At 70.8% G+C, this 23718-nt stretch carries 23 protein-coding genes and 1 rRNA gene; 15 read left to right on the forward strand and 9 right to left on the reverse strand.

What is annotated here, in order from left to right:
• Nucleotides 1–20 precede the first annotated feature (20 nt).
• The 5 genes from ACWGIS_RS20330 to pstB all read left to right on the forward strand — a co-directional run bounded on the left by ACWGIS_RS20330 (nt 21) and on the right by pstB (nt 5050).
• Nucleotides 21–434, forward strand: a complete 414-nt coding sequence (locus ACWGIS_RS20330; RefSeq protein WP_453363825.1) for an NUDIX hydrolase — start codon at nt 21–23, stop codon at nt 432–434.
• Nucleotides 435–927: 493 nt separating this feature from the next.
• Nucleotides 928–2058: a phosphate ABC transporter substrate-binding protein PstS gene (gene pstS, locus ACWGIS_RS20335; RefSeq protein ID WP_453363826.1), complete on the forward strand. Its 1131-nt coding sequence runs from the start codon at nt 928–930 to the stop codon at nt 2056–2058.
• Nucleotides 2059–2158: 100 nt separating this feature from the next.
• A complete protein-coding gene (gene pstC, locus ACWGIS_RS20340; RefSeq protein WP_453363827.1) occupies nt 2159–3166 on the forward strand; it encodes a phosphate ABC transporter permease subunit PstC in 1008 nt (335 codons plus the stop codon).
• Nucleotides 3163–4227: a phosphate ABC transporter permease PstA gene (gene pstA / locus ACWGIS_RS20345; RefSeq protein ID WP_453363828.1), complete on the forward strand. Its 1065-nt coding sequence runs from the start codon at nt 3163–3165 to the stop codon at nt 4225–4227. Before pstC ends, pstA begins: the two co-directional genes overlap by 4 nt.
• 46 nt (nt 4228–4273) lie before the next feature.
• Nucleotides 4274–5050: a phosphate ABC transporter ATP-binding protein PstB gene (pstB, locus tag ACWGIS_RS20350; protein ID WP_453363829.1), complete on the forward strand. Its 777-nt coding sequence runs from the start codon at nt 4274–4276 to the stop codon at nt 5048–5050.
• Between the two features lie 368 nt (nt 5051–5418).
• On the opposite strand, the gene ACWGIS_RS20355 is transcribed toward pstB, so the two are convergent.
• On the reverse strand, nt 5419–6417 hold the full coding sequence (locus tag ACWGIS_RS20355) for an anion permease (protein ID WP_453363830.1): 999 nt from the start codon (nt 6415–6417) through the stop codon (nt 5419–5421).
• A gap of 7 nt (nt 6418–6424) precedes the next feature.
• A complete protein-coding gene (locus ACWGIS_RS20360) occupies nt 6425–7045 on the reverse strand; it encodes a DUF47 domain-containing protein (protein ID WP_355783925.1) in 621 nt (206 codons plus the stop codon).
• Between the two features lie 236 nt (nt 7046–7281).
• Here ACWGIS_RS20360 and ACWGIS_RS20365 point away from each other — a divergent pair, with 236 nt between their 5' ends.
• Nucleotides 7282–7638 carry a metal-sensitive transcriptional regulator gene (locus tag ACWGIS_RS20365; protein ID WP_453363831.1) on the forward strand — a complete coding sequence of 119 codons (357 nt, stop codon included), beginning with the start codon at nt 7282–7284 and terminating at the stop codon, nt 7636–7638.
• A gap of 148 nt (nt 7639–7786) precedes the next feature.
• Here ACWGIS_RS20365 and ACWGIS_RS20370 read toward each other — a convergent pair whose 3' ends face one another.
• Both ACWGIS_RS20370 and ACWGIS_RS20375 read right to left on the reverse strand, forming a co-directional pair.
• On the reverse strand, nt 7787–7975 hold the full coding sequence (locus tag ACWGIS_RS20370) for a hypothetical protein (RefSeq protein WP_453363832.1): 189 nt from the start codon (nt 7973–7975) through the stop codon (nt 7787–7789).
• A 116-nt stretch (nt 7976–8091) separates the two neighbouring features.
• Nucleotides 8092–8934 (reverse strand): hypothetical protein, encoded by an 843-nt coding sequence (locus ACWGIS_RS20375; RefSeq protein WP_453363845.1) that lies wholly within the window; start codon nt 8932–8934, stop codon nt 8092–8094.
• Nucleotides 8935–9055: 121 nt separating this feature from the next.
• On the opposite strand from ACWGIS_RS20375, the gene ACWGIS_RS20380 reads away from it, so the two are divergent.
• Nucleotides 9056–9220 carry a hypothetical protein gene (locus tag ACWGIS_RS20380; protein WP_453363833.1) on the forward strand — a complete coding sequence of 55 codons (165 nt, stop codon included), beginning with the start codon at nt 9056–9058 and terminating at the stop codon, nt 9218–9220.
• A gap of 204 nt (nt 9221–9424) precedes the next feature.
• Nucleotides 9425–10987 (forward strand): FAD-binding oxidoreductase, encoded by a 1563-nt coding sequence (locus ACWGIS_RS20385; protein WP_453363834.1) that lies wholly within the window; start codon nt 9425–9427, stop codon nt 10985–10987.
• A 15-nt stretch (nt 10988–11002) separates the two neighbouring features.
• Here ACWGIS_RS20385 and ACWGIS_RS20390 read toward each other — a convergent pair whose 3' ends face one another.
• The 3 genes from ACWGIS_RS20390 to ACWGIS_RS20400 form a co-directional block, all read right to left on the reverse strand.
• On the reverse strand, nt 11003–11707 hold the full coding sequence (locus ACWGIS_RS20390; RefSeq protein ID WP_453363835.1) for a phosphatase PAP2 family protein: 705 nt from the start codon (nt 11705–11707) through the stop codon (nt 11003–11005).
• Between the two features lie 219 nt (nt 11708–11926).
• A complete protein-coding gene (locus tag ACWGIS_RS20395) occupies nt 11927–12934 on the reverse strand; it encodes a C40 family peptidase (RefSeq protein ID WP_453363836.1) in 1008 nt (335 codons plus the stop codon).
• A gap of 374 nt (nt 12935–13308) precedes the next feature.
• Nucleotides 13309–14070 (reverse strand): trypsin-like serine peptidase, encoded by a 762-nt coding sequence (locus ACWGIS_RS20400; RefSeq protein WP_453363837.1) that lies wholly within the window; start codon nt 14068–14070, stop codon nt 13309–13311.
• A 309-nt stretch (nt 14071–14379) separates the two neighbouring features.
• On the opposite strand from ACWGIS_RS20400, the gene bla reads away from it, so the two are divergent.
• The 7 genes from bla to ACWGIS_RS20435 all read left to right on the forward strand — a co-directional run bounded on the left by bla (nt 14380) and on the right by ACWGIS_RS20435 (nt 22959).
• Nucleotides 14380–15261, forward strand: coding sequence for a class A beta-lactamase (gene bla / locus ACWGIS_RS20405; protein ID WP_453363846.1), 882 nt, complete (start codon nt 14380–14382; stop codon nt 15259–15261).
• A 418-nt stretch (nt 15262–15679) separates the two neighbouring features.
• Complete coding sequence (locus tag ACWGIS_RS20410; RefSeq protein WP_099503752.1) at nt 15680–15988, forward strand: hypothetical protein; 309 nt, start codon at nt 15680–15682, stop codon at nt 15986–15988.
• 186 nt (nt 15989–16174) lie between these two features.
• Complete coding sequence (locus tag ACWGIS_RS20415; RefSeq protein WP_453363838.1) at nt 16175–17023, forward strand: hypothetical protein; 849 nt, start codon at nt 16175–16177, stop codon at nt 17021–17023.
• Nucleotides 17013–18344 (forward strand): hypothetical protein, encoded by a 1332-nt coding sequence (locus ACWGIS_RS20420; RefSeq protein WP_453363839.1) that lies wholly within the window; start codon nt 17013–17015, stop codon nt 18342–18344. Before ACWGIS_RS20415 ends, ACWGIS_RS20420 begins: the two co-directional genes overlap by 11 nt.
• The gene (locus tag ACWGIS_RS20425) at nt 18341–19900 is read left to right on the forward strand and encodes an SCO6880 family protein (RefSeq protein WP_453363840.1); all 1560 of its coding nucleotides are present in this window, start codon (nt 18341–18343) and stop codon (nt 19898–19900) included. Before ACWGIS_RS20420 ends, ACWGIS_RS20425 begins: the two co-directional genes overlap by 4 nt.
• A gap of 14 nt (nt 19901–19914) precedes the next feature.
• Nucleotides 19915–21339, forward strand: coding sequence for an ATP-binding protein (locus ACWGIS_RS20430; protein ID WP_356169717.1), 1425 nt, complete (start codon nt 19915–19917; stop codon nt 21337–21339).
• Nucleotides 21340–21411: 72 nt separating this feature from the next.
• Nucleotides 21412–22959 carry a type VI secretion protein gene (locus ACWGIS_RS20435; RefSeq protein WP_453363841.1) on the forward strand — a complete coding sequence of 516 codons (1548 nt, stop codon included), beginning with the start codon at nt 21412–21414 and terminating at the stop codon, nt 22957–22959.
• 33 nt (nt 22960–22992) lie between these two features.
• On the opposite strand, the gene ACWGIS_RS20440 is transcribed toward ACWGIS_RS20435, so the two are convergent.
• Both ACWGIS_RS20440 and rrf read right to left on the reverse strand, forming a co-directional pair.
• On the reverse strand, nt 22993–23538 hold the full coding sequence (locus ACWGIS_RS20440; protein WP_453363842.1) for a GNAT family N-acetyltransferase: 546 nt from the start codon (nt 23536–23538) through the stop codon (nt 22993–22995).
• An 89-nt stretch (nt 23539–23627) separates the two neighbouring features.
• Nucleotides 23628–23718: ribosomal RNA gene (gene rrf / locus ACWGIS_RS20445) — 5S ribosomal RNA — on the reverse strand; the annotation flags it as partial.

Below are 23718 nucleotides of genomic sequence, written 5' to 3' on the forward strand. Positions count from 1 at the left end.
GCGGGAGGAGGCCGTGACGCATGACCGACACCACGATCCGGGCGGCGGGCTGCGTGCTCTGGCGCCGTTTCCCCGGCACCGGCGACCTGCGGCTCTGTCTGGTCCACCGGCCCAAGTACGACGACTGGTCCCACCCGAAGGGCAAGCTGAAGCCGGGTGAGGACCCCCTCGCCGGCGCGTTGCGCGAGGTCGAGGAGGAGACGGGCTACGCGGCCGAGCCCGGCGCCGCCCTGCCCGTCCTGCGCTACGTCGCCGGCGGCCGTCCCAAGGAGGTCCGCTACTGGGCCGCCGAGGCACGGGCCGGCGGCTTCACGCCGAACCGCGAGGTCGACCGGATCCTGTGGCTCTCCCCCGCGGAGGCCCGCGCCCGCCTGACGCAGCCCCGCGACCGCGACCTGGTCGACGCCCTGCTCTCCGCGCTGCACCTGACCTGAGCCCGGCCGGCGCCCCTGCCGTCGCGCCGGCCCGGGGGCGCCCGGGCACCCGGGCACCCGGACGGCCGTGCGGGTACGCCGGACGGGGGTACCCGGGCGCGGAGACGGCCGGGTCCGTACACCGGGCGGCGGCGCTCCGCGAGCCGGGGCGACCGCACGGACGTACGGCAGGCGGAGGTATCCGGGCCCCCGCACGGCCGCCGGCGAGCGTGGAAACCCGGATGTCGGTGTCCGGTTGCCTAGTGTTTCCGCGGCGACCGGAGTCACCCGAGTTGTCCGAAACCGACCCGTGTCCTCGACGTAAGCGTTCCGTGACCTCACCGCACCGCCCTCAGGGGTTCACCCCCCGTTCACTCACGCCAGTCGGCGGCTTCACCTGTTCTGCCTAATTTCGGCCTTACCCGGTGCGGACCGCTTCCTGGAAGCGGTGCCCGCATGACACCGATCTCGCGCGCCGCCAGCAGTAGGCGGCTCCTGGAAGGAACTCCCGAAAGTGAAGCTTCAGCGCAAGAACCGGCTTCGCGCCCTCTCCCTCGGTGCTGTCGCCGTCTCCGGCGCCCTGGCCCTCACGGCGTGCGGCTCGGACGACACCGGCAAGAGCAACGAGGGCAGCTCCTCGGCCACGGCCGGCAACAGCGCCATCAAGTGTGACGACGCCAAGGGCCAGCTCCAGGCCTCCGGGTCCTCCGCGCAGAAGAACGCGATCGACGCCTGGATCAAGGCGTACTCGGCCTCCTGCAAGGGCGTGCAGATCAACTACAACCCGACGGGTTCGGGCGCCGGCATCACGGCGTTCACCCAGGGCCAGACGGCCTTCGCGGGCTCCGACTCGCCGCTGAAGCCCGAAGAGGTCACCGCGGCCAAGAAGGCCTGCGACAACAACGCGGCCATCGACCTGCCGATGGTCGGCGGCCCGATCGCGGTCGGCTACAACGTCCCGGGCGTCGACAGCCTGACGCTGGACGCCGCCACGCTGGCCAAGATCTTCGACGGCAAGATCACCAAGTGGAACGACGAGGCGATCGCCAAGCTGAACGCCGACGCCAAGCTCCCGAGCACCAAGATCCAGACGTTCCACCGCTCGGACGACTCCGGCACCACGGACAACTTCACCAAGTACCTGAAGGCCGTCGCCCCCTCCGACTGGAAGTACGAGGGCGGCAAGGCCTGGCAGGCCAAGGGCGGCCAGTCCGCTCAGGGCTCCTCCGGCCTGGCCCAGCAGGTCAAGCAGACCGAGGGCGCCATCTCGTACTTCGAGCTCTCGTACGCCGGTGACGGCATCAGCACGGTCGACATCAAGACCGAGGCCGCCGAGCCCGTCAAGGCCACCGTGGAGAACGCCACCAAGGCGATCGCCACCGCCAAGGTCGCCGGCACCGGCAAGGACCTGGCGCTGGAGCTGAACTACAAGCCGACCGAGGAGGGCGCCTACCCGCTCACCCTGGTCACCTACGAGATCGTCTGCGAGAAGGGCAACAAGGCCGACACCCTGGCCGCCACCAAGTCCTTCCTCACCTACATCGCGAGCGAGCAGGGCCAGCAGCAGCTGACCGACGCCAAGTACGCCCCGATCCCCGACGAGATCATCACGAAGGTCCGCGAGACCATCGCGGGCCTGAGCTGACCTGAGTGTGCGGCCCGCCTCCCCGAGGCGGGCCGCACCGTCCGGTGCACCGCCGCCTGGAGCCGCCACCCGAACCGGCTCCGCAGACCGGAGAATCCTGATGGACATATCGACACGTACCGCAGAGGCACCGCCTCCTGCCCCCCAGCCTTCCGCGGCCGAGCAGAAGAATGCCGCCCGCGGTGCCACCCGCCCCGGAGACCGGATCTTCCTCGGCTTCTCCCGCGGGTCCGGCATCTTCCTCCTGGTGATCATGGCCGCCATCGCGGCCTTCCTCACCTACCGCGCGTCCATTGCGATCAGCAAGGACGACGCCAACTTCTTCACCACCTTCGAGTGGAACACCAACGTCACGCCGCCGTACTTCGGCATCGCGGTCCTCGCCTTCGGCACGGTCGTCTCGGCGATCATCGCCATGGCGCTCGCGGTCCCGGTCGCGGTCGGCATCGCGCTGTTCATCACGCACTACGCGCCGCGCAAGTTCGGCGGGACCATCGCGTACGTGATCGACCTGCTCGCCGCCGTGCCGTCCATCGTGTACGGCCTGTGGGGCGCCCTCGTCCTGGTGCCGCACATGAACGGCCTCTTCGGCTGGCTCGACCACTACTTCGGCTGGACCGGCGTCTTCGAGTGGCAGGGCGGCGCCCCGCGCTCGATGCTCACCGTCGGCATCCTGCTCGCGATCATGATCCTGCCGATCATCACGAACGTGAGCCGTGAGGTCTTCCGCCAGGTCCCGCAGATGCACGAGGAGGCCGCGCTGGCCCTCGGCGCCACGCGCTGGGAGGTCATCCGCATGTCGGTGCTGCCCTTCGGCCGCTCCGGCGTGATCTCCGCCTCGATGCTGGGCCTCGGCCGCGCGCTCGGCGAGACGATGGCCGTCGCCACGGTCCTCTCCCCGACCTTCGACATCAACGCCAGCCTGCTCGACCCGGGCGGCGGCACCTTCGCACAGAACATCGCGAGCAAGTTCAGCGAGGCCACCGAACTGGGACAGGACGCGCTCATCGCCTCCGGTCTCGTCCTGTTCGTCATCACCCTGCTGGTCAACGGCGCGGCGCGCATGATCATCAACCGCCGCAAGGAGTACTCGGGGGCCAACGCATGAGCCACGCACCCGTCACCGACAAGCGCCCCAGCAGCCTGCGCGGCGCGCAGCTGCCGAAGTGGTCCCCGTGGGGGATCGCCGTGGGCTCCGTCGTCCTCGCGGTGGTCATCGGCCTGGCAGGCGGCCTCGACAGCCGCGTCCAGTGGGGCCTGATCGCCGCGCTCCTGTTCGTGTTCGGCACGTACGCCATCGCGGCGCGCGTCGAGGGCCGCCGGCAGGCCAAGGACCGCGTCGCCACCAGCCTGGTCTGGGTCTGCTTCCTGATCGCCGTCATCCCGCTGGCCTCCCTGATCTGGGAGACCGTCAAGCGCGGCATCAAGGTCTTCGACGTCTACTTCCTGACCCACTCGATGGGTGTGGTCGCCGACACCGAGCCCGGCGGCGGTATCTACCACGCCATCCTCGGCACCCTGGAGCAGGTCGGCATCGCCACCCTGATCGCCGTGCCGGTCGGTGTCCTCACCGCGATCTACCTGGTCGAGTACGGGCGGGGCGGGCTCGCCAAGGCCGTCACCTTCTTCGTCGACGTCATGACGGGCATCCCGTCGATCGTCGCCGGCCTCTTCGTCCTCAGCTTCTGGATCCTCATCCTGGACATGGGCTACTCCGGCTTCGCCGGTTCGCTCGCCCTGGCGATCCTGATGATGCCCGTGGTGGTCCGTTCCACGGAGGAGATGCTCAAGCTCGTCCCGAACGAGCTGCGCGAGGCCTCCCTGGCGCTCGGCGTGCCGAAATGGCGCACCATCATCAAGGTGGTCCTGCCGACCTCCATCGGCGGCATCATCACCGGTGTGATGCTCGCCGTGGCGCGCATCACGGGTGAGACCGCGCCCGTACTGCTGCTGGTGTGGGGTACTGGATTCATCAACAGCAACCCCTTCAAGGACCCGCAGGCCTCGCTGCCGCTGTACATCTACCAGCAGTACGCGAACAGCGCCGGTTCCGGCGCGGCCTACGACCGGGCCTGGGCGGCGGCACTCGCCCTCATCGCCTTCGTCATGATCCTGAACCTCGCGGCCCGCGGCATCGCCCGCTGGAAGGCCCCGAAGACGGGCCGCTGACGCGGCCATCAGCGACCCGAACCTTTCGAAAGAAGCAGTGATCCACATGGCCAAGCGAATCGACGTAAGCGGGCTGACCGCCTACTACAGCGCCCACAAGGCGATCGAAGACATCTCGATGACGGTCGAGCCGCGCTCGGTGACGGCCTTCATCGGCCCCTCCGGCTGCGGCAAGTCGACCTTCCTGCGCACGCTGAACCGCATGCACGAGGTCACCCCCGGCGGCCGCGTCGAGGGCAAGGTCCTCCTGGACGACGAGGACCTGTACGGACAGGGCATCGACCCCGTCGCCGTGCGCCGCACCGTCGGCATGGTCTTCCAGCGCCCCAACCCCTTCCCCACCATGTCGATCTTCGACAACGTGGCGGCGGGCCTGCGCCTGAACGGTTCGTACAAGAAGTCCGAGCTGAACGACGTCGTGGAGAAGTCCCTCAAGGGCGCGAACCTCTGGAACGAGGTCAAGGACCGCCTCAACAAGCCCGGCTCGGGCCTGTCCGGCGGCCAGCAGCAGCGTCTGTGCATCGCCCGCGCCATCGCGGTCGAGCCCCAGGTCCTGCTGATGGACGAGCCCTGCTCGGCCCTCGACCCGATCTCCACCCTCGCCATCGAGGACCTGATCGGGGAGCTCAAGGAGCGCTTCACGATCGTCATCGTGACGCACAACATGCAGCAGGCCGCCCGCGTCTCCGACCGCACCGCCTTCTTCAACCTGGCCGCGGTCGGCCGCCCCGGCAAGCTGATCGAGATAGACGACACGGAGCGGATCTTCTCCAACCCGTCCGTCCAGGCCACCGAGGACTACATCTCCGGCCGCTTCGGCTGAGCCGGACCTCCTCCCCCAGCCCCTCGCGGTGCTGCATGGCGGTGCCACCGCGAGGACAAAGAAGCGGGCCCTCCCCTGATCCGGGGGAGGGCCCGCTTCCTGTTCCATGGGGAGCGCCCGCTGTCCGCTCCAGGGGAGCGCCGGCTTTCGGTCGCAGAGGAAGGCCCGCTTCCCCGCTTGAGGGGAGCGCCCGCTTCCCGCTCCGGGGGAAGGCCCGCTTCCCACTTGCGGAGCAGGACGAGCGAGAAGCGCGCCGGGGGCGCGGGTGCGCAGCCCGCGACCGGGACGACAGGGCACGGGAAACGGAAGGGCACGCGAAAGGGGCGGCACCGGCGGTATCCGCCTGTGCCGCCCCTTCCTCCGTGGCGCTACAGCACCGCCACGTTCACGATCCAGAAGCTCACCGCGGCCATGACACCGGCCGCCGGCATGGTGATGAACCATCCCAGGATGATGTTCTTGGCGACGCCCCACCGCACGGCGTTGACGCGCTTCGTCGCGCCGACGCCCATGATCGCGGAGGTGATGACGTGCGTGGTCGAGATCGGCGCCTTGAAGAGGAACGCGGTGGCGAACATGATCGACGCCCCCGTCGTCTCGGCGGCGAAGCCCTGCGGCGGGTCCAGCTCGATGATCTTGCGTCCCAGCGTCCGCATGATCCGCCAGCCGCCGGCGTACGTACCGAGCGACAGCATCACGGCGCAGGCGATCTTCACCCAGACCGGGATCGGGTCGTCCGCGCCCTGCACGTCGCCGATGACGAGGGCCATCACGACGATGCCCATCGTCTTCTGGGCGTCCTGCAGACCGTGCCCGAGCGCCATGCCGGCCGCCGAGACCGTCTGCGCGATCCGGAAACCGCGCTTGGCCTTGTGCGGGTTGGACCGGCGGAACAGCCACATGATCGCGCACATCACCAGATAACCGGCGATCAGGCCGACCACCGGTGAGATGAACATCGGGATGACGACCTTGTCCAGGACGCCGGACCAGATGACTCCGGTGCCGCCCGCCAGCGCGGCGCCCACCAGGCCGCCGAACAGGGCGTGGGACGAGGACGACGGCAGCCCGAAGTACCAGGTGATCAGGTTCCAGGCGATGGCGCCGATGAGCGCCGCGAAGAGGATGCCCATCCCCTTCGAGCCCTCGGGCGTCTCGATCAGGCCCTTGCTGACGGTGTGCGCGACCCCGCTGCCGAGGAAGGCGCCCGCGAGGTTCATCACGGCGGCCATGGCGAGCGCGGCCCGCGGGGTCAGCGCCCGCGTGGAGACCGACGTGGCGATGGCGTTCGCCGAGTCGTGAAAGCCGTTCGTGTACGTGAATCCGAGCGCGACCCCGATGGTCACGATCAGCGCGAAGGTGTCCATGAAGAGGTCAGGACTCCTTGACGGCGATGGTCTCCACCGTGTTCGCCACGTGCTCGAACGCGTCCGCCGCTTCCTCCAGGACGTCCACGATCTGCTTGAGCTTCAGCACCTCGATGGCCTCGTACTTGCCGTTGAAGAGCTGGGCGAGCAGCTTGCGGTGGATCTGGTCGGCCTGGTTCTCGAGGCGGTTGACCTCGATCCAGTACTCGGTCAGGTTGTCCATGGTCCGCAGGTTGGGCATGGCCTCGGCGGTCAGTTCCGCCGCCCGGGCCAGCACCTCGATCTGCTGCTCCACGCCCTTGGGGAGCTCCTCGACCTGGTAGAGCACGACCAGGTCGACGGCCTCCTCCATGAAGTCCATGATGTCGTCGAGGGACGAGGCGAGGTTGTAGATGTCCTCGCGGTCGAACGGCGTGATGAACGAGGAGTTCAGCTGGTGGAAGATCGCGTGCGTGGCGTCGTCACCGGCGTGTTCCGCGGCCCGCATACGCTCTGCGATCTCGGCCCGGGCGGAGGAGTCCGCCCCGAGCAGTTCCATGAGGAGCTTCGAGCCCGTGACGATGTTGTCCGCGGATGCGGCGAACATGTCGTAGAAGCTCGTCTCCCTGGGGGTCAGACGAAAGCGCACGTGGGGTCCTCGGGGTCCTTTTGTTTCGGTCAGGCTGATGCTAGGCGCATCATCCGGCCACGGCTAACCGGCCGTCCCCCAGTGTCGCCCATCGGGCACAGTGGTCGGCACGGGGTCCCGGTCCCGGCGCCGGGCAAGGGCCACATACCCCGCGAAGTTCGATACCATATACCTACCAGGGGTATATGTAACCGGCGAACCGGACGGGTTTGCCGCCGGATCCACAGGAGGACGCGATGACGACCACCGAGGCCGGCGCGACGGCGCCCTCCGGCCAGCCCGAGGACACCCTGACCGACCACGACCGGGGCGTGCACGGGTACCACAAGCAGAAGGACGAGCACCTGAAGCGGCTGCGCCGGATCGAGGGCCAGATCCGCGGCCTCCAGCGCATGGTCGACGAGGACGTCTACTGCATCGACATACTCACCCAGGTCTCGGCCTCCACCAAGGCCCTCCAGTCCTTCGCGCTCCAGCTCCTGGAGGAGCACCTGCGCCACTGCGTCGCGGACGCCGCCGTGAAGGGCGGCGCCGAGATCGACGCGAAGGTCGAGGAGGCCACGAAGGCCATCGGCCGCCTGCTGCGCACCTGAGCCGCGGCGCCGTCGCCCCGGAGCGGGACCCGAGGGGCGGGACGGGCGAGGGAAGGACCGAAGAGGGGCGCGGACCGTGCCGCGCCCGGGAGGGCCGGCGCCGTGCCCCGCACTACCTCGGCGGCACCGCCCAGGTCGCGGACGCCGCCTAAGAGTGCGCGTCCTCGCCGGAGGCGCGTTCCTCGGCCACTTTCAGCACCGCGTCGATGCTCTCGAGGCTCAGCCGGTCCTCGTCGGCGGCCGAGGCCGCGATGATCAGGTCTCCGCACAGCTCGATCTCGGCGAGGGCCACGTGGTCCTGAACCGCCGTACCGCCGACCGGAGCCACGTACCTCACCTCTTCCTGCCGTCACCGGCTTCCTAGAGTAGGGAGCGGCCTACACGACGCGCATGGCACCAACGGACCATTTCCGGCCCCGCGCATTCCGGCCTCTCCCGCCCCTCCACGATGCCCTACGGCTCGGCGATCCGGCCCGCGAAGATGTCGGCGGACCCGGGGAGCCTCACGTCCACCGGGGTCCCGAAGGCGTACAGCAGGGTCGTCGAGGCGACCGCGACCGAGTCCTCGCGGACGCCGTTCACGAAGCTGAAGCGGTGCCGGACCTTGCGGATGCGCCCCTCGTCGTCGAGGTAGGCGTCGAAGGGGACCCGGACGGTGGCGAACCCTTTCGCCGCCGCCTTCAGCGCCTGCCGGTGTCCGTCGGAGGCCGCCTTCGCGGCGACGGCCAGGTCGGCGGTGCCGCGGTAGTGCCGGACCGGGGTGCCCGCGACCTCGGTCCGTCCGACGTACGCCGCCGTGCGCGTCCCGCGCAGCAACTCCGCCGCGGCGAACGGGTCGGTGGCCCCGCCCGTCACCAGGTTCCCGTCGGAGAGGCCGGCCGTGTCGACGCGCACCCACTTGTCGGCGGGCACCCCGGCGCCCCGGTTCTTCATGAACAGCGCGCCCGGCGCCAGGAGTTCGGTGATGGGCCGGTGACCGGGAGCGCCCGCCGGGTCCTGAGGGAGCATCACCTTCAGTCGGCCCAGGCGCCCTTCGAAGTCGTAGACACCTTCGCCGCGGATGGTGACGCGGGTCCCGCCGGTGGCCATCTCCATCGACGTACGGGCCTTGGAGCTGCCCGCCCGCACCAGGGCGGCGGCCGACCCCCGCAGCACCTCGACGGCGTCGGCGCCGGTGTGCCCCTCCTCGGCGGCCGCCCCGCCGCCCGAACACCCCGTACCGCAGACCGCGACACCCAGCGCGGCGACGACGGCGACGAGTGCCGGTCCGGTCCGCCTGTGCTCCCGCTCCACCATCGCCTGCCTACCCCCAAGCCGGTCCATCCGTCCACGGGCCCCCTGTGACCCGGTTAACGACGGGTATCAGTCCCCGTCACGCGTACTCCGGCCGTTCACTTGCCTTGGGTAACGTGTCGGCGTGGCGCAGCAGAACGAGGTGGACGCTTCCCGGGAACACCGCACGACCACGGTCGAGCAGGGCCGCTTCTGTCTGGCCCGCTGCACCTGCGGCTGGCGCGGTCCGGCGAGAAGGGCCCGCAGCCTGGCCAGAACGGACGCGGCGGCCCACGCCGAGTCCGGCTGATCCGCCCTCCCGGACCGTCCCGGGGTTTGCGGGGAGCGCGCCGGGCGACAGGAGTGTTCCGGGGCGCGGCCTCGGGGAACGGGGCGAAAAGGGGCGAAGGACATCAAAGTCCCTCGCCGCGGCGCGCGTACGGTTCCGGAGGGAACCCGCGGGTCCGCCACCCCGTCTCGTCCCAGGGGAGCGGGAGCGATCGGGAGGGCACACATGTACCGGCGCACATTCATGGGCGGGGCCACGGCCGCGCTGACGGCGGGGGCCACGACCGCGTGCAGCGGCCACGACCGGGCGGGCGTCGGCGGCGCCCCGGCGGAGCACACCACGTCCCGCACCGCTTCCCCGGCCACCCACGCCGCCGCGGCGGCGGCGAACTGGACCGCCCTGTCCCGGGACCTCGACGGGCCCCTGATACGCCCGGGCGACGGCTCCTGGCCCGTCGCCCACCAGCTCTACAACACCCGCTTCGACAGCCTGAAGCCCGCCGCCGTCGCCTACGTGTCCCACACCGACGACATCCGCACCGCCCTCGCCTACGCCCGCGCGCACGGCGTGAAGGTGTCGATCCGCAACGGCGGCCACTCGTACGCGGGCTGGTCCTCCGGCAACGGCCGTCTCGTCGTCGACGTCTCCCGGCTGAGCCGGATCCGCGCCTCGGGCGGCGAGGCCGTCGTCGGCGCCGGGGCCAAGCTGATCGACGTGTACCGGGCGCTGGCCGCGAAGGGCGTCACGATCCCCGCCGGCTCCTGCCCGACCGTCGGCGTCTCGGGCCTGACCCTCGGCGGCGGCCACGGCGTCGTCTCCCGGGCGTACGGCCTCACCTGCGACAACCTCACCGGCGCGACCCTGGTCACCGCCGACGGCAAGCGGCTCACCGTGAGCGCGAGCGAGCACAAGGACCTCTTCTGGGCCCTGCGGGGCGCGGGCAACGGCAACTTCGGCGTCGTCACCGAACTGCGCTTCCGGACCCGTCCGGCACCCCAGTGCGTGACGGCGTACATGTCCTGGCCGTGGTCCAGGGCCGCCGCCGTGGTGAAGGCCTGGCAGGAGTGGGGGCCCGGCCAGCCCGACGAGATCTGGTCCTCCTGCCACCTCGCGGCCGCCCCGGGCGGCACCCCCACGGTCTCCGTCTCCGCGTTCTCCCTCGGCACGTACGGCGAGCTGCAGAACGCCGTGGACCGGCTGGCCGACCGGATCGGCGCCCCGGCCCGCAGTGTCTCGCTCAAGAGGCGCTCGTACGAGGAGTCGATGGAGGTGTACGCGGGCTGCTCCGCGTTCGCCGAGGACGCCCAGTGCCATCTGCCGGGCTCGACCCCGGGGCGCAGCCCGCGGGGCGCGCTGGGCCGGGAGACCTACGCGGCCCGCTCCGACTTCTTCGACCGCTCGATCCCGGCGGCCGGGGTGCAGACGCTCCTGACCCAGGTGGCGGGCGTCCGGGGCGGCTCCGGCAGCATCGCGCTCACCGCGCTCGGCGGAGCCGTCAACCGGGTCTCACCGACGGCGACGGCCTTCGTCCACCGCCGCTCCCGGATGCTCGCCCAGTACATCGCCTCGTGGCGGGCGGGCACCTCCGGCACCAGCGCCCAGGGCTGGCTGGACACCGCCCACCACGCCATGGCGCGGCACGCCTCGGGCGCCGCGTACCAGAACTACACGGACCCGACCCTCACCGACTGGCGCACGGCGTACTACGGGGACGCGGCGCCCCGCCTGACGGCGCTGAAGAAGCAGTACGACCCGGACCGCTTCTTCACCTTCCCGCAGGCGCTCTGACGCCCCTGGCGCCTCTCAGGCCGCCAGGTCCCGGTCCTCGGGCCGCTCCGTGACAGCGGCCCCCGGGACGATCGCGTCCCGCTCGACGGTGACCGCACCGCGGGCCCGGACCAGCCGGCCGGCCCGCGGGGACCGCTCCACCGCCCGGACGACGGGCGTCAGCAGGGCCATGGCGAGCGGCGAGAGCAGCAGGGCGACGGCGGTGCCGAGGGCGAAGCCGCCGACGACGTCCGTCGGGTAGTGCACGCCCATGTAGACCCGGCAGAAGCCCTCCAGGAGCGCGAGGCCGATGCCGGCGAGGCCGAACTTGCGGTGGGCGACGAAGAGGCCGACGCCCATCGCCATGGTGAGGGTGGCGTGGTCGCTGACGAACGAGAAGTCGTTCTTCCCGGAGACCAGGACGTCCAGTCCGCGGTGGTCCACGAAGGGCCGCGGGCGCTCGACGAAACCCCTTATCGGTACGTTCACCAGGACGGCGATGCCGGCGGCCAGCGGCGCCCAGACCAGCGCGGCCACCGACGGGGCCGCGCTCTCCCCGCCGCGCCGCCGGACCGTCCACCAGCACCAGAGCACGAGCAGCACCATGGCGAGCAGCAGGCCGTACTCGCCCACGAACTCCATGACGCGGTCGAACCAGTGCGGCGCGTCCTTGGCCAGGCCATTGATGTCGTAGAGCAGGCTGACGTCGGGGTTGGAACCGGAATCGGCGAGTCCAGCCATTGCGCTGAGGCCCCTTCGTCGTCTTTGTTCCGCGACCGCACACGCTCGTGCGCCGCTCGGTGCCACCCCCGTGAACCGCGTTCCTCTGTCTGGACACGCGCTACGTCAACAGGAACGCACACTCCCCTTCTCTACGTTCCACCCTCCACCGAATGATCACGCAGACGTTATCGAAGAGAGATCCATCGCCGCAGCTCAGAGGGCGGATTCCGGCGGATTTCAGACCGCCGTCGGGAGTGCTTTCGCGCCATCTTCGGTCACCCGGGTCGCCCCGAAGTAGTCGGGGGTGTCGATCGGGTCGAAGCGGATCACGGCACCCGTGCGCGGCGCGTCGATCATGTACCCGCCGCCGACGTAGATGCCCACGTGCCGGATGGTCCGCGAGTTGGTCAGGTCGTCCGAGAAGAAGACCAGGTCGCCCGGCAGCAGCTCCTCGCGGCTCGGGTGCGGTCCGGCGTTGTACTGGTCGTTGGCGACCCGCGGCAGGGTCACGCCGACACTCTCGTACGCGGCCTTCGTCAGCCCCGAGCAGTCGAAGCGCCCGCCCTGGTCGGCGGTGCCGTTGCCACCCCACAGATAGGGGGTGCCGAGCTTCTTCTGCGCGTAGTAGATGGCGCCCGCGGCCTGCTCGGACGGATCGACCCGGGTCACCGGAGCGGCGAAGCTCTTCTCCAGCGTGGTGATCGTCTTCACGTAGTTCCGGGTCTCCTTGTACGGCGGCACACCTCCGTACTTGATGACCGCGTACGCGCCCGCGTTGTAGGCGGCGAGCATGTTCTCGGTCGGGTTCCCCGGGGCGTCCTTCACGTACTTCGCGAGCGTGCAGTCGTACTTGGCGGCCGACGGGATCGCGTCGGCCGGGTCCCAGACGTCCCGGTCGCCGTCCCCGTCGCCGTCGATCCCGTGCGTGGCCCAGGTACCGGGGATGAACTGCGCTATCCCCTGGGCCGCCGCCGGGCTTTTGGCGCGCGGGTTGAAGCCGCTCTCCTGGTACAGCTGGGCGGCCAGCAGCGCGGGGTTGATCGCGCCGCAGAGGTTGCCCCACTTCTTCACGAGGTCCTGGTACGCGGCCGGCACGGCGCCCTTGGCGAGCCCGACCGAGCCGCCGCCCACGCCGTTGGCGAGGTTCCCGGCGACGAGGTAGACGCCCGCGACGAGCAGCATCACGAAGCTGAGCCCCGCCCCGACGGCGGCGATCGCCACGACCCCAGCCTTACGCACCGTCAACCGCCCCTCACCGCATGGGAGTCCGCCGACGTCAGTGTAGAGGCGGCCCCGGCGGCGCGGGATGATCACGCACGAGAAGAAACCGCACGTGGCGGACGCGTCCGGGCGTCGCGTTCCGCCCGCACCCGGCCCCTGCGCCACGCAAGACGGTTACACGCCAAAATCAGCGAAGACGCGATCCGGCCGACACAGTCCGGGAAGTGACGGCGGCTCAGGACCAACGTTTCGCCGACTCCCACGTGCGTCCCGAGGAGCAGGCAACTCTCGCCCTTCCCCGGAAGTGGCCGCTCACGCGCCTCCCGGCGAACGGGAAGGCTCACGCGCCTCCCGGCGAACGGGAAGGCTCTCGCGCCTCGCCCGTCCCCCTCGCCGGGTCACCGCCCGGCGGACGCCGTACGAAGGAGCGCGGACGCCTGCTCGCCGAGCACGACGCTGTAGGAGACGTCCGCCGTGTCCCCGCCCTCCTCGTGGCCGCCGATCACGCCGACGACCCGCCCGTCGCCGTTCACCCAGGGGCTGCCGCTCGTGCCGCCGGTGAAGCCGGGGCACTCCACGCGCTGCTGGGTGCCGCCGCGCGCGGTCGGCCGGGCGGTGCACGTGATCGGCACCTCGCGCGACCTCGGGTACCCGGTCACCGTCACGGCGGTCGCCCCGGTGGCCTGCCCGGTGGCGAGGGGGCTGCCGCCGACGACGTCCTCGACCTCCAGCCCCGCCAAGTCGTCCACGACGGCGAAGGCGAGGTCGCTGTCCTCGTCGCGGTCCCGCCGCCACGCCTCGGCGACGTACGTGCTCCCGACGTCCCAGACGCCGTAGGGCGCCCTGCCGTCCCGGTAGCCGGGCGCGAACCGGAACGCGCCGCCGCCGTCCAGGCAGTGCGCGGCGGTGACGATCACGTTCCGCCCCTCGCTGCGCACCACGGAGGCGGTGCAGAAGTGGCCGCCCGCCAGGCCGCCCGAGCCTCGGAAGAGGGCACCGACGCGGGCCGCCGGCCAGGTCGCCGGGGCGTCCGCGGTCACCCCGAGCGGTCCGGCGCCGTCGTCCGCGGCGGCCACCGACGAGGTCGTGGCGGCCAGCACCAGGACCACGGCGGACAGAGCGTGCCGCCGTGGACTCCCGGGACGAGTGGTGCGCCGCATCACCCGTCCACTCTGACCCAGGCCCCCGGAAAAATCTCCGCGACCCGGAGAACACGGGGCGACAGGACCTTGGTAAGCCCCAAACGCGTGGTACACCCATGACGGACGGTCCCGCGCCCGCAGGCTCGCCCCGGTGGGCCCGCCGCTCCCCGTACGCCTCCGTGAAACCGGTGGCCCCGCGACCGTCGTCACTGCACCCGGGAGAAGTGGAACGCCGACGTACGAGGCGTACGGGCAGGCGCGACCGGCCACTTCGCGCACGTACAGGAGGACCGAGCCATCCGAGGACCGACGACAACCCGCCGCACCCTGCTCACCACGGCCGCCGCGGTCACGACCACGGCGGCTCTCGCGCTGACCGCGGGCTCGGCGCACGCCGACCCCGGCACCCGCGACGCCCGTTCCCGCCTGCGGAGGCTGGAGGAACGCCACGGCGCCAGGGTGGGCGCTTTCGCCCACAACCTGAGGACCGGGACGACCGTCGGCCACCGGGCCGGCGAACGCTTCCCCATGTGCTCGGTGTTCAAGACCCTCGCGGTCGCCGCCGTCCTGCGGGACCTCGACCACCACGGCGGGACCCTCGCCCGGCGCCTCCACTACACGGCGGCGGACGTCCGGGCGGCCGGAGGCGGAGCCGTCACGGCCAAACCCGAGAACGTGGCCGCCGGCATGACCGTCGCCGAGCTGTGCGACGCGGCGATCCGCTACAGCGACAACCTGGCGGCCAACCTGCTGCTCCGCGAACTCGGCGGCCCCGCGGCCGTCACCCGCTTCTGCCGCTCGCTCGGGGACCAACGGACCCGCCTGGACCGCTGGGAGCCGGAGCTGAACACGGCGGAGCCCTGGCGCCGGGAGGACACCACCACCCCGGCGGCCATCGCCCGCACCTACGCCCGCCTGACCCTGGGCGACGCCCTGTGCGGGCCGGACCGCGCCCGCCTGACGGCCTGGCTCCTCGGGAACACGACCAGCGCGAAGCGCTTCCACGCCGGCCTGCCCGCGGACTGGTCCATCGCCGACAAGACGGGCACCGGCTCCCACGGCACCGCCAACGACGTCGGCATCGCCTGGACCCCGGACGGCACCCCCGTCGTGCTCGCCGTCCTCACCACGAAACCGGCGCCGGACGCCGCCCCGGACGACGAGCTGGTGGCCAGGACCGCCGACGTCCTTGCCACGGCGGTGACCTGAGGGGGCGTCGGTCCGCCCGCTCCCCCTTGTCGCCCCGTTCCGGATCCGGAGATAACCTCTGTATCGGACAGGCACCGCCCGGAACGGGCCGGTCAGTTTCCGTCCGCACCGCGGACCGCCCCGGGATGCCCCCGAGGCGTAAAAGGGGTTAACGACGGAACCACACGACAGGTCCCGGTTCGACTTCATTGCCCGGCGTGACCTGCCGTGATACACAGAGTGACCATACGACCCCTTGCCCACCGGCCCGCGCTCCCGAGAGGGTGCCCCGCGGGCCGGCAGGCAAGGGATTCGTACGAAACCCGCCAACCAATGACGTCAAGTCGACATACGACAGCGTCTTTGTCGGCGAGAATGAGCTGACCTCTGCGCAGCGGCAGGGGGTGGAGAGAACTACCCACAAGGGGCGGTGACTTACATGCTTTTCGCAGCCGAAAAGGGCGACATCACCACGATCATCGGCGGGATCGCTCCGGACTGGGGGCCCTTCGGCAGCCTGGGCAACGAGGCGAAGGTGATGATCGAGGTCGTGATGGCGGTCGCCATCCTGCTGTGCCTCGGGATCGCGATCTGGGGTGCCGCGAAGCAGCGGATCGGCGCGACGGCGCTGCGCGACACCTTCAGCGCCGAGCAGGGCAAGGGCCTCATCATCGCGGGCCTCACGGGGGTCTTCATCATCGGCTCCCTCGGCACGCTCTTCACCATCGTCTACGGCATGGCCGTCTAGGCCCGGCCGGGCGCGCCCGGTGCCCCCTCCGACCCACCCGTCCGTCGTGCCCACCGGCTGAGGTTGCGTTTCCCTGATGTCCAGTCACCACACCGCGCCCGCGCGGGAACCAGCACGGCTACCGTCGTACTGCTACGCGTTTCGGTACGAGGCGTTTCGGTACGAGGTCGAGGGGGCGTGCGCGGTATGAGTCTCGGTGACGATCATGGTTACGGTGACACCTCGCGCGGTGACGACGGCGGGTACGGCGGCTCCGGGCAGACCCGGACGCGGCTGCCGGACCGGGGCGGTGACGTCTACGGCGGTGCCCGGCGGGGCCGGTCCTCGTCCCGGAGCCTGATCACCGTCGTCGGTGTCGTCGTCCTGCTCATCGCGGCGATCGCCTTCGCCAACCGCGGCGAGGACGACGCCCCCGCGGGGACGGGCGGCGGCGACAAGGCCGAGACCGCCCCCACGGCCCCCTCCGGCGAACGCCCGGTGCAGTCGAAGACGGGGGCCATCCCCTCGGGGTACGCGCACGATCAACAGGGTGCGGAGTCCGCGGCGGCGAATTACGCGGTCGTCCTGGGGTCGGCGGACATGTTCAGCAAGTCCAGGCGGGACGTGATCCTGACGACCATCATCACGCCGTCCCGCGTGACCGACTTCGAAAGCACGCTGGACAAGGCGTACACGCCGCAGTTCAACAAGAACGTCGGTCTGAACGAGGACGGGTCCGCACCTCAGGGCTACACCTTCGTCTCGCGTACGAGCCCGATCGGCACCAAGGCCACCGAGTACTCGAACGACAAGGCGACGGTCGAGGTCTGGTGTGGCGGCCTTCTCGGACTGGCGGGCGAGAGCTCCACGAACCCGGTCACGAGCAGCTGGTTCACCATCACCATGAAGCTCGAATGGACCGGCGGTGACTGGAAGATCGTCACGCACTCGCAGAAGGACGGTCCGGCGCCTGTCCCCGGCGACGAAAAGGCCTCCAGCGCCGACGACATGGCGAAGGTCGTCCAGGAGTACGGAGGGTTCACGTATGCCCGCTAGCCATCGCGTACTCAAACTGACCGCAGCCGTCGGTGCCGTGCAGAGCACTGTCCTCGTCTTCGCCGCGCGGGCGGCGGCTGCCCCGACGCCGTCACCATCTCCGAGCAACGACCCTTGCGACCTGATCCACGGCCCCGCGAAGGATTACTGCCAGCGCGGTGACAACCGGCGTGGGGGCACCACCCGTGGGGGGACCGACGGGCCCGATCTCACCTCCCCGCTCGACCCCCTCTCCTCCCTGGCCAAGGGCTGTGCCGACGCCGCTTCCTGGACCGTCGACAAGCTCTCGGAGGCCGTGAAGGAGACGGCCAACGTCGACTACACGAACCCCAAGTTCCTCCAGCAGTACGCCGTCGTGTTCGCCGCGTCGACGATCCTCACCCTGCTGCTGTGGCTGCTCGCGGTCGCGAAGAGGGCGGTGCGGGGCGTCCCGCTCACCACCGCGCTGTCCGAGGCCGTCGGCTTCCTCTGGCTGACGGTGCTCGCGTCGGCCTTCACGCCGCTGATCCTCTACACGGTCGTCTCCGCGACGGACGGCGTCAGCGACGTGCTGGCGAAGACGACCGGCAATCAGACCGACGCGTTCTTCGGCACGTTCTCCGAGGCCCTCGCCAAGGGCGACGACATCGGCGGCGGCCCCATCATGCTGATGCTGGTCTCGCTGATCTCGATCGTCGCCGCGGGAATCCTGTACCTGGAGCTGTACCTGCGCGCCGTCCTGCTGTACGTCGGTGCCCTCCTCGGCGTCGTCGTCTACGCGGGACTCGTCGACAAGAACCTGTGGGGCCACGTCCGCCGCTGGGCGGGCGTGATGATCGCGGTGATCCTGGTGAAGCCGGTGATCGTGATCGTCCTCGGCCTCGCCGGGGCCCTCGCCTCCGACGGCGGCCCCGACTCGCTCGCCGCGATCGTCTCCGGCCTCGCGATCATCCTTCTGGCGATCTTCGCCAGCGGCATGATCTACCGCTTCGTCCCCGGCTTCGGCGACGAGATCGCCAACTCGCGCAACAACCGCATCATGCAGGGCGCCGAAGGCAAGGCCGCGGCCGTGATGAGCTCGCCGGCCACCCTCGTCGCCCAGGGCATCAAGACCCACAGCACCCGCGCCGACAGCGGCGGTGGAGGCGGCGGCCAGTCGTCCCCCCGCCCCGCCAACCCCGCGTCCGGCGGTGTGGCCGCGCACAGCACGCGTACGCCCGCGGGAGGCGGCGGATCTGTCCCCTCCGCCGCACCCCCGCCGCGCACCAGCCCGGCCAACACCCCCCACGCAAGCAACACCCGCAACAGCAGTACCAACCGCACGGGAGGTGAAGGGCGTTGACGACCGAGTCCCACGTGTCCCATCCGGTCACGCCCCGCCGTACTTATCTGATCGGCCGCGCCCGGCCGAACGCGATCGTCGGCCGGAATCGTGAGTCAGGCGAGATCGCGCTGATCATCGTGGGCGCGTTCCTGGGCATGATGTGCGGACTGCTCGTCCCCGTCCTCTCCCTGCGCATCGTGCTCCTGATGGGCTTCCCGCTGCTGGCGCTCGCCGCGGTGTACGTCCCGTACAAGCGGCGGACCTTCTACAAGTGGTTCGAGATCAACCGGAGTTACAAGCGCTCCCTGCGCCGCGGCACCGCCTACCGGTCCCACGTCATGGAGGCCGGCGTCCGGATCGACGGACGCGAGGTCGAGGTCGGTCCCCCGCCGGGCATCGGCCGGATCAGCTGGCTCGCGGCCCCCTTCGGGCCGGACGAGATCGCCGTGCTGCTGCACGCCGACCGCCGTACGGTCACCGCCGCGATCGAGATCGAGGGCCCCGGCGTCGGCCTGCGGGACAGCGAGGACCAGGAGGCCCTCGTCGACCGCTTCGGGACCCTGCTGAAGCACGTCGCGAACGGCGACGGCTTCGTCACCAGGATCCAGATGCTGGCCCGCACCCTGCCCGCCGACCCGGACGCCCACGCCAAGGACGTCGCCGTACGCGGGGACGACCGGGCGCCCGGCTGGCTCCAGCAGTCGTACGAGCAGCTCCAGTCGATGGTGTCCACCAGCAGCGAGCAGCACCGCGCGTACCTCGTCGCCTGCATGCACTACTCGCGCGAACTCGCCGCCGAGGCCCAGGCCATGGCACGCGCGGTCCGGCCGCACGGCGGCAGGAAGCTCGACCGGGACGCGGGGCTCGCCGTCGTCATGGCGCGTGAGCTGACCGACATCTGCTCCCGGCTGCAGGAAGCCGACATCCGCGTACGGCAGCCGCTCGGACAGGGCCGCCTCGCCTCCCTCGTGCACTCGATGTACGACCCGGACCACCCGATCGACCACATCCAGGCGATGACGAGGCGCAACGCCTGGCCGGCCGAGCTGGACGCGATGGAGCCGACGTACCTCCAGGCGAAGACCCGGGAGTCCTCCACTCGCGAGCCCTGGTGCCACGCCACGGCCTGGGTGAAGGAGTGGCCGATGACCCCCGTCGGCGTCAACTTCCTCGCCCCGCTGCTGGTCCACACCCCGGACGTCATCCGGACCGTCGCCGTCACGATGGACCTCGAACCCACCGAGGTCGCCATCGAGCGGATGCTGACGGAGAAGACGAACGACGAGGCGGAGGCCAGCCGCGCCGCCAAGATGAACCGGACCGTGGACCCGCGCGACATCGCCTCGCACAACCGTCTCGACCAGCGCGGCGAGGACCTCGCGAGCGGTGCCGCCGGCGTGAACCTGGTCGGCTACATCACGGTCTCCTCGCGCAACCCCGAGGCGCTCGCCCGCGACAAGCGGACCATCCGCGCGTCGGCCGGCAAGTCGTACCTGAAGCTGGAATGGTGCGACCGCGAGCACCACCGCGCCTTTGTGAACACACTGCCGTTCGCCACCGGAATCCGCAGGTAGGGGCTGATGCACTGATGCGGGATCCGCTCTCCGTCCTCACGGACGCCTTCACGTCCTTCCTCTTCGGCAAGGTCGAGACGACCCGCCTGCCGGTGCGTACGTCGACGGGCCAGGCCCAGGCGGTCTACCTGCCGACCGCCGCCCCGGGCCTCGGCGACTCCGGCGTGATCATCGGGCGCGAGGTGTACTCCGGCAAGGGCTACATCTACGACCCCTTCCAGCTGTACGGCCAGCAGCTCCCCGCCCCGCATTGGCTGGTGCTCGGCGAGTCCGGCAACGGCAAGTCGGCGCTGGAGAAGACGTACGTCATGCGCCAGCTGCGGTTCCGCGACCGGCAGGTCGTCGTCCTGGACGCCCAGGGCGAGGACGGCGTCGGCGAGTGGAACCTCATCGCCGAGGAACTCGGCATAACTCCCATCCGGCTCGACCCCACGGCCGCCCTGGACATGGGGATCCGGCTCAACCCGCTCGACCCGGCGATCACCACGACCGGGCAGCTCGCGCTGCTCCGGACGATCATCGAGGTCGCGATGGGCCACGGCCTGGACGAGCGGTCCGGCTTCGCGCTGAAGGTCGCGCACGCCTACGTGAACGAGACGATCGTCGAGCGCCAGCCGGTGCTCACCGACATCGTCGAGCAACTGCGCCACCCCGAACCGGAGTCGGCCGAGGCGATGAACGTCGCCATAGACGACGTACGGGCCTGGGGACTCGACGTCGCGCTGGTCCTGGACCGGCTGGTCGACGGTGACCTGCGCGGCATGTTCGACGGCCCGACGACGGTCGGCATCGACCTGGACGCCCCGCTCATCGTCTTCGACCTGTCCCACATCGACCGGAACTCCATCGCGATGCCCATCCTCATGGCCATCGTGGGCGTGTGGCTGGAGCACACGTGGATCCGGCCCGACCGCAAGAAGCGCATCTTCCTGGTCGAGGAGGCGTGGCACATCATCAACAGCCCCTTCGTCGCCCAGCTGTTCCAGCGGCTGCTGAAGTTCGGACGCCGGCTCGGCCTCTCCTTCGTGGCGGTGGTCCACCACCTGTCCGACGTGGTGGACGGGGCGGCGGCCAAGGAGGCGGCGGCGATCCTGAAGATGGCGTCGACACGGACCATCTACGCCCAGAAGGCGGACGAGGCACGGATGACGGGCCGGGTCCTCGGGCTGCCCCGCTGGGCGGTCGAGATCATCCCGAGTCTGACCCCGGGCATCGCGGTGTGGGACGTGAACGGCAACGTCCAAGTGGTCAAGCACCTGATCACCGAGACCGAACGGCCACTGGTGTTCACGGACCGCGCGATGACGGAGTCCTCCGAGGACCACCTCGCCCACGACGCCCTGCGCGCCGCGGAACTGGAGGCCGAGGAGCGGGCCGCGGCGTTCATGGAGCAGCATCTGAACGACCTCGACGGTTCGTCCGAGTCCACGGTGGCATGAACGACGGCATGAGCGGTGCCGGCGACGGCGTGCGTACGACGCCGGCACGAGACGCGAGAACGGCGGCGTGAGATGAGACGGGACGAACGCGCCCCTCGCCCGGAGGGCGACGGAGGCATTCCCGACGGTCTGCTGGTGGGGATCCTCGCGTTCCTCCTCGGCATGACGCTGATGGTGTGGTCGGCGACGGGCCTCGCCGGCCTGTTCGCCCACGGTGTCTGGCCGGACGCCGTCACGTTCGGGCGTACGCCGCTGGCCATGCGCCACCTCATCGCGCGCCCGCACGACATCCCCGGCGCCTGGCCGGACACCCCGGGCGGCCAGCTCTCCGGTTACGGGCTTTTCTGGGGCCTGTTCATCGGCCAGCTGATGATCCTGGTGGTCCTCACCGTCTTCGTCATGGGCACGGTGGCCCGCTGGCGCGCGACGAAGCCGACGAGACGCGCCGCACGACTCCCGGAGCCGGCCACCGCGCAGGAGACCCCGCGGGAGCAAGCCCCGGAGCCCCTGGAGCGGCCGGAACCGGCGCCCGGACGGGAACACCCGGCACCGGGGCCCGAACGGCCGACAGGGCCCCTGGAGCAGACCGCGCCGGAGCCCCTCACCCCGCAGGCCGCCCAGCCGCTCCCGGCGCCCACGCTCGCCCAGTCACCCGCCCCCGGCTGGGACACGGCGGCTCCCCTGGTGCCCCCGCAGCGGAGCCCCGTCTTCCTCGGCCCCCCGGACACCCGCCACCCCCTCGCCGTCCAGGCGGTGCGGGACGCGGAGGGCGCCGCCCTCGTCATCACCTCCAGCCCGGCCGTCTGGTCGGAGACCAAGGACGCCCGGGCCAAGCTCGGCCCCGTCCTGCTCTACGACCCGGCGCACCTGTGCGACACCCCGGCCCGCCTCCACTGGTCCCCCTCGGCCGGCTGCGAGGACCGGGACACCGCCAGGGCGAGAGCCGCCGCCCTCCTCGCCCCGGTACGCCCGGGCGCGAAGGTCGACCAGGCGATGGCCGACGTCGCGGAAACGCTCCTCCGCAGCTATCTGCACGCCGCCGCGGTCGAGGGCAAGGCCATCCGCCACGTCCACCGCTGGGCCCAGGGCAGCCAGGTCCAGGACGCCGTACGGGCCCTGCGCACCAACCCGAAGGCCGCCGCGGGTTCGGCGGGCGAACTGGAGGCGGCCCTCACCTCGCACCCCGAACGCCGTGACATCGCCCAGGAGTTGACGGCGAGGGCGCTGTCCTCGCTCTTCACGGTGAACGTGCGCGAGTCCTGCACTCCCAACCGAACTGATGCACTCACCTTGGATTCCTTCGTCAACGAAGGGGGCACGCTTTATGTGGTCGGTGAACCCATCGAGGACCCCAAGGCGAATCCCGGCGCGATGCCGCTCCTGACGGCCCTCGCCTCAAGCGTGGTCGAGCGCGGCCGGCGCATGGCCGAACGGTCATCCTCCGGTCGCCTCGACCCACCACTCACGCTCGTCCTGGACGACGTCGCCGCGGTCGCTCCGCTCCCCCAGCTCCCGGATCTGCTCACCGGCGGAGCGGAGCGGGGCCTTCCCACGCTGGCCCTGCTGCGGTCGCAGGAGCAGAGCCGCTCGCGCTGGCCGCAGTACGACCTGCCGGTCTGAGGACGTCCGCCCGCTCAGCGGTCCGCCGCCCGGTCAGGCCCGCCGGACCTCGAACTCGATCTCCCGCTCCTCGGCGTTGTCCGGCACGGGGACCGTCGCTCCGGTCGGTGTGAAACCGGCCTTGCGATAGGCCGCCTCCGCACGGGAGTTGCGTTCGTGGACGAACAGGCGCACCCGCTCCAGGCCGAGCCCCCAGCACCACTCCAGGGCCGCCTCCAGCAGCGCGCCGATCAGCCCCTGGCCGCGGTGCCCGTCGCGCACGAACACACCGACGACGTGCCCCTGGGACTCCTCGACGGCGCCCCCGAAGGGATCGTGCGTCCCGGCCTTCTCGACGAGCACGGTCACGGAGCCGGCCCACTCCCCGTCCGGCCCTTCGGCGACGAACTGCTGACGCTCCGTCGTGCCTTCGGCGGCTCCCGCGGTCCGCTCCCGCCAGTACGAGTCGGGTCGCGCCGCGGCGTCCTCGTACGACTCGAGGAAGGCGATGGGAGCGACGGGGTCCTGGAGTGCGGCCAGCCGGAGCGCCTTAACGGCGGGCCATTCGTCGGCGCGCAGGGAGCGGATCACGTGGGTCATGCAGGCCACCGTAATGCCGCGGAAATTCACGTACAACGCAGAAAACCCCCGTACCGGTATCCCCGGTACGGGGGTTTTCTTCAATATTTGTTCGGCGGCGTCCTACTCTCCCACAGGGTCCCCCCTGCAGTACCATCGGCGCTGTAAGGCTTAGCTTCCGGGTTCGGAATGTAACCGGGC

Source organism: Streptomyces sp. NPDC054842 (assembly GCF_053611025.1).

Excerpts from the sequence above, each read along its gene's own strand:
- ACWGIS_RS20330 (WP_453363825.1), top strand. The coding sequence starts at position 21 with ATGACCGACACCACGATCCGGGCGGCGGGCTGCGTGCTCTGGCGCCGT.
- pstC (WP_453363827.1), top strand. The coding sequence starts at position 2,159 with ATGGACATATCGACACGTACCGCAGAGGCACCGCCTCCTGCCCCCCAG.
- pstA (WP_453363828.1), top strand. The coding sequence starts at position 3,163 with ATGAGCCACGCACCCGTCACCGACAAGCGCCCCAGCAGCCTGCGCGGC.
- pstB (WP_453363829.1), top strand. The coding sequence starts at position 4,274 with ATGGCCAAGCGAATCGACGTAAGCGGGCTGACCGCCTACTACAGCGCC.
- ACWGIS_RS20355 (WP_453363830.1), bottom strand. The coding sequence starts at position 6,417 with ATGGACACCTTCGCGCTGATCGTGACCATCGGGGTCGCGCTCGGATTC.
- ACWGIS_RS20365 (WP_453363831.1), top strand. The coding sequence starts at position 7,282 with ATGACGACCACCGAGGCCGGCGCGACGGCGCCCTCCGGCCAGCCCGAG.
- ACWGIS_RS20375 (WP_453363845.1), bottom strand. The coding sequence starts at position 8,934 with ATGGTGGAGCGGGAGCACAGGCGGACCGGACCGGCACTCGTCGCCGTC.
- ACWGIS_RS20385 (WP_453363834.1), top strand. The coding sequence starts at position 9,425 with ATGTACCGGCGCACATTCATGGGCGGGGCCACGGCCGCGCTGACGGCG.
- ACWGIS_RS20390 (WP_453363835.1), bottom strand. The coding sequence starts at position 11,707 with ATGGCTGGACTCGCCGATTCCGGTTCCAACCCCGACGTCAGCCTGCTC.
- ACWGIS_RS20400 (WP_453363837.1), bottom strand. The coding sequence starts at position 14,070 with ATGCGGCGCACCACTCGTCCCGGGAGTCCACGGCGGCACGCTCTGTCC.
- ACWGIS_RS20410 (WP_099503752.1), top strand. The coding sequence starts at position 15,680 with ATGCTTTTCGCAGCCGAAAAGGGCGACATCACCACGATCATCGGCGGG.
- ACWGIS_RS20415 (WP_453363838.1), top strand. The coding sequence starts at position 16,175 with ATGAGTCTCGGTGACGATCATGGTTACGGTGACACCTCGCGCGGTGAC.
- ACWGIS_RS20420 (WP_453363839.1), top strand. The coding sequence starts at position 17,013 with ATGCCCGCTAGCCATCGCGTACTCAAACTGACCGCAGCCGTCGGTGCC.
- ACWGIS_RS20430 (WP_356169717.1), top strand. The coding sequence starts at position 19,915 with ATGCGGGATCCGCTCTCCGTCCTCACGGACGCCTTCACGTCCTTCCTC.
- ACWGIS_RS20435 (WP_453363841.1), top strand. The coding sequence starts at position 21,412 with ATGAGACGGGACGAACGCGCCCCTCGCCCGGAGGGCGACGGAGGCATT.
- ACWGIS_RS20440 (WP_453363842.1), bottom strand. The coding sequence starts at position 23,538 with ATGACCCACGTGATCCGCTCCCTGCGCGCCGACGAATGGCCCGCCGTT.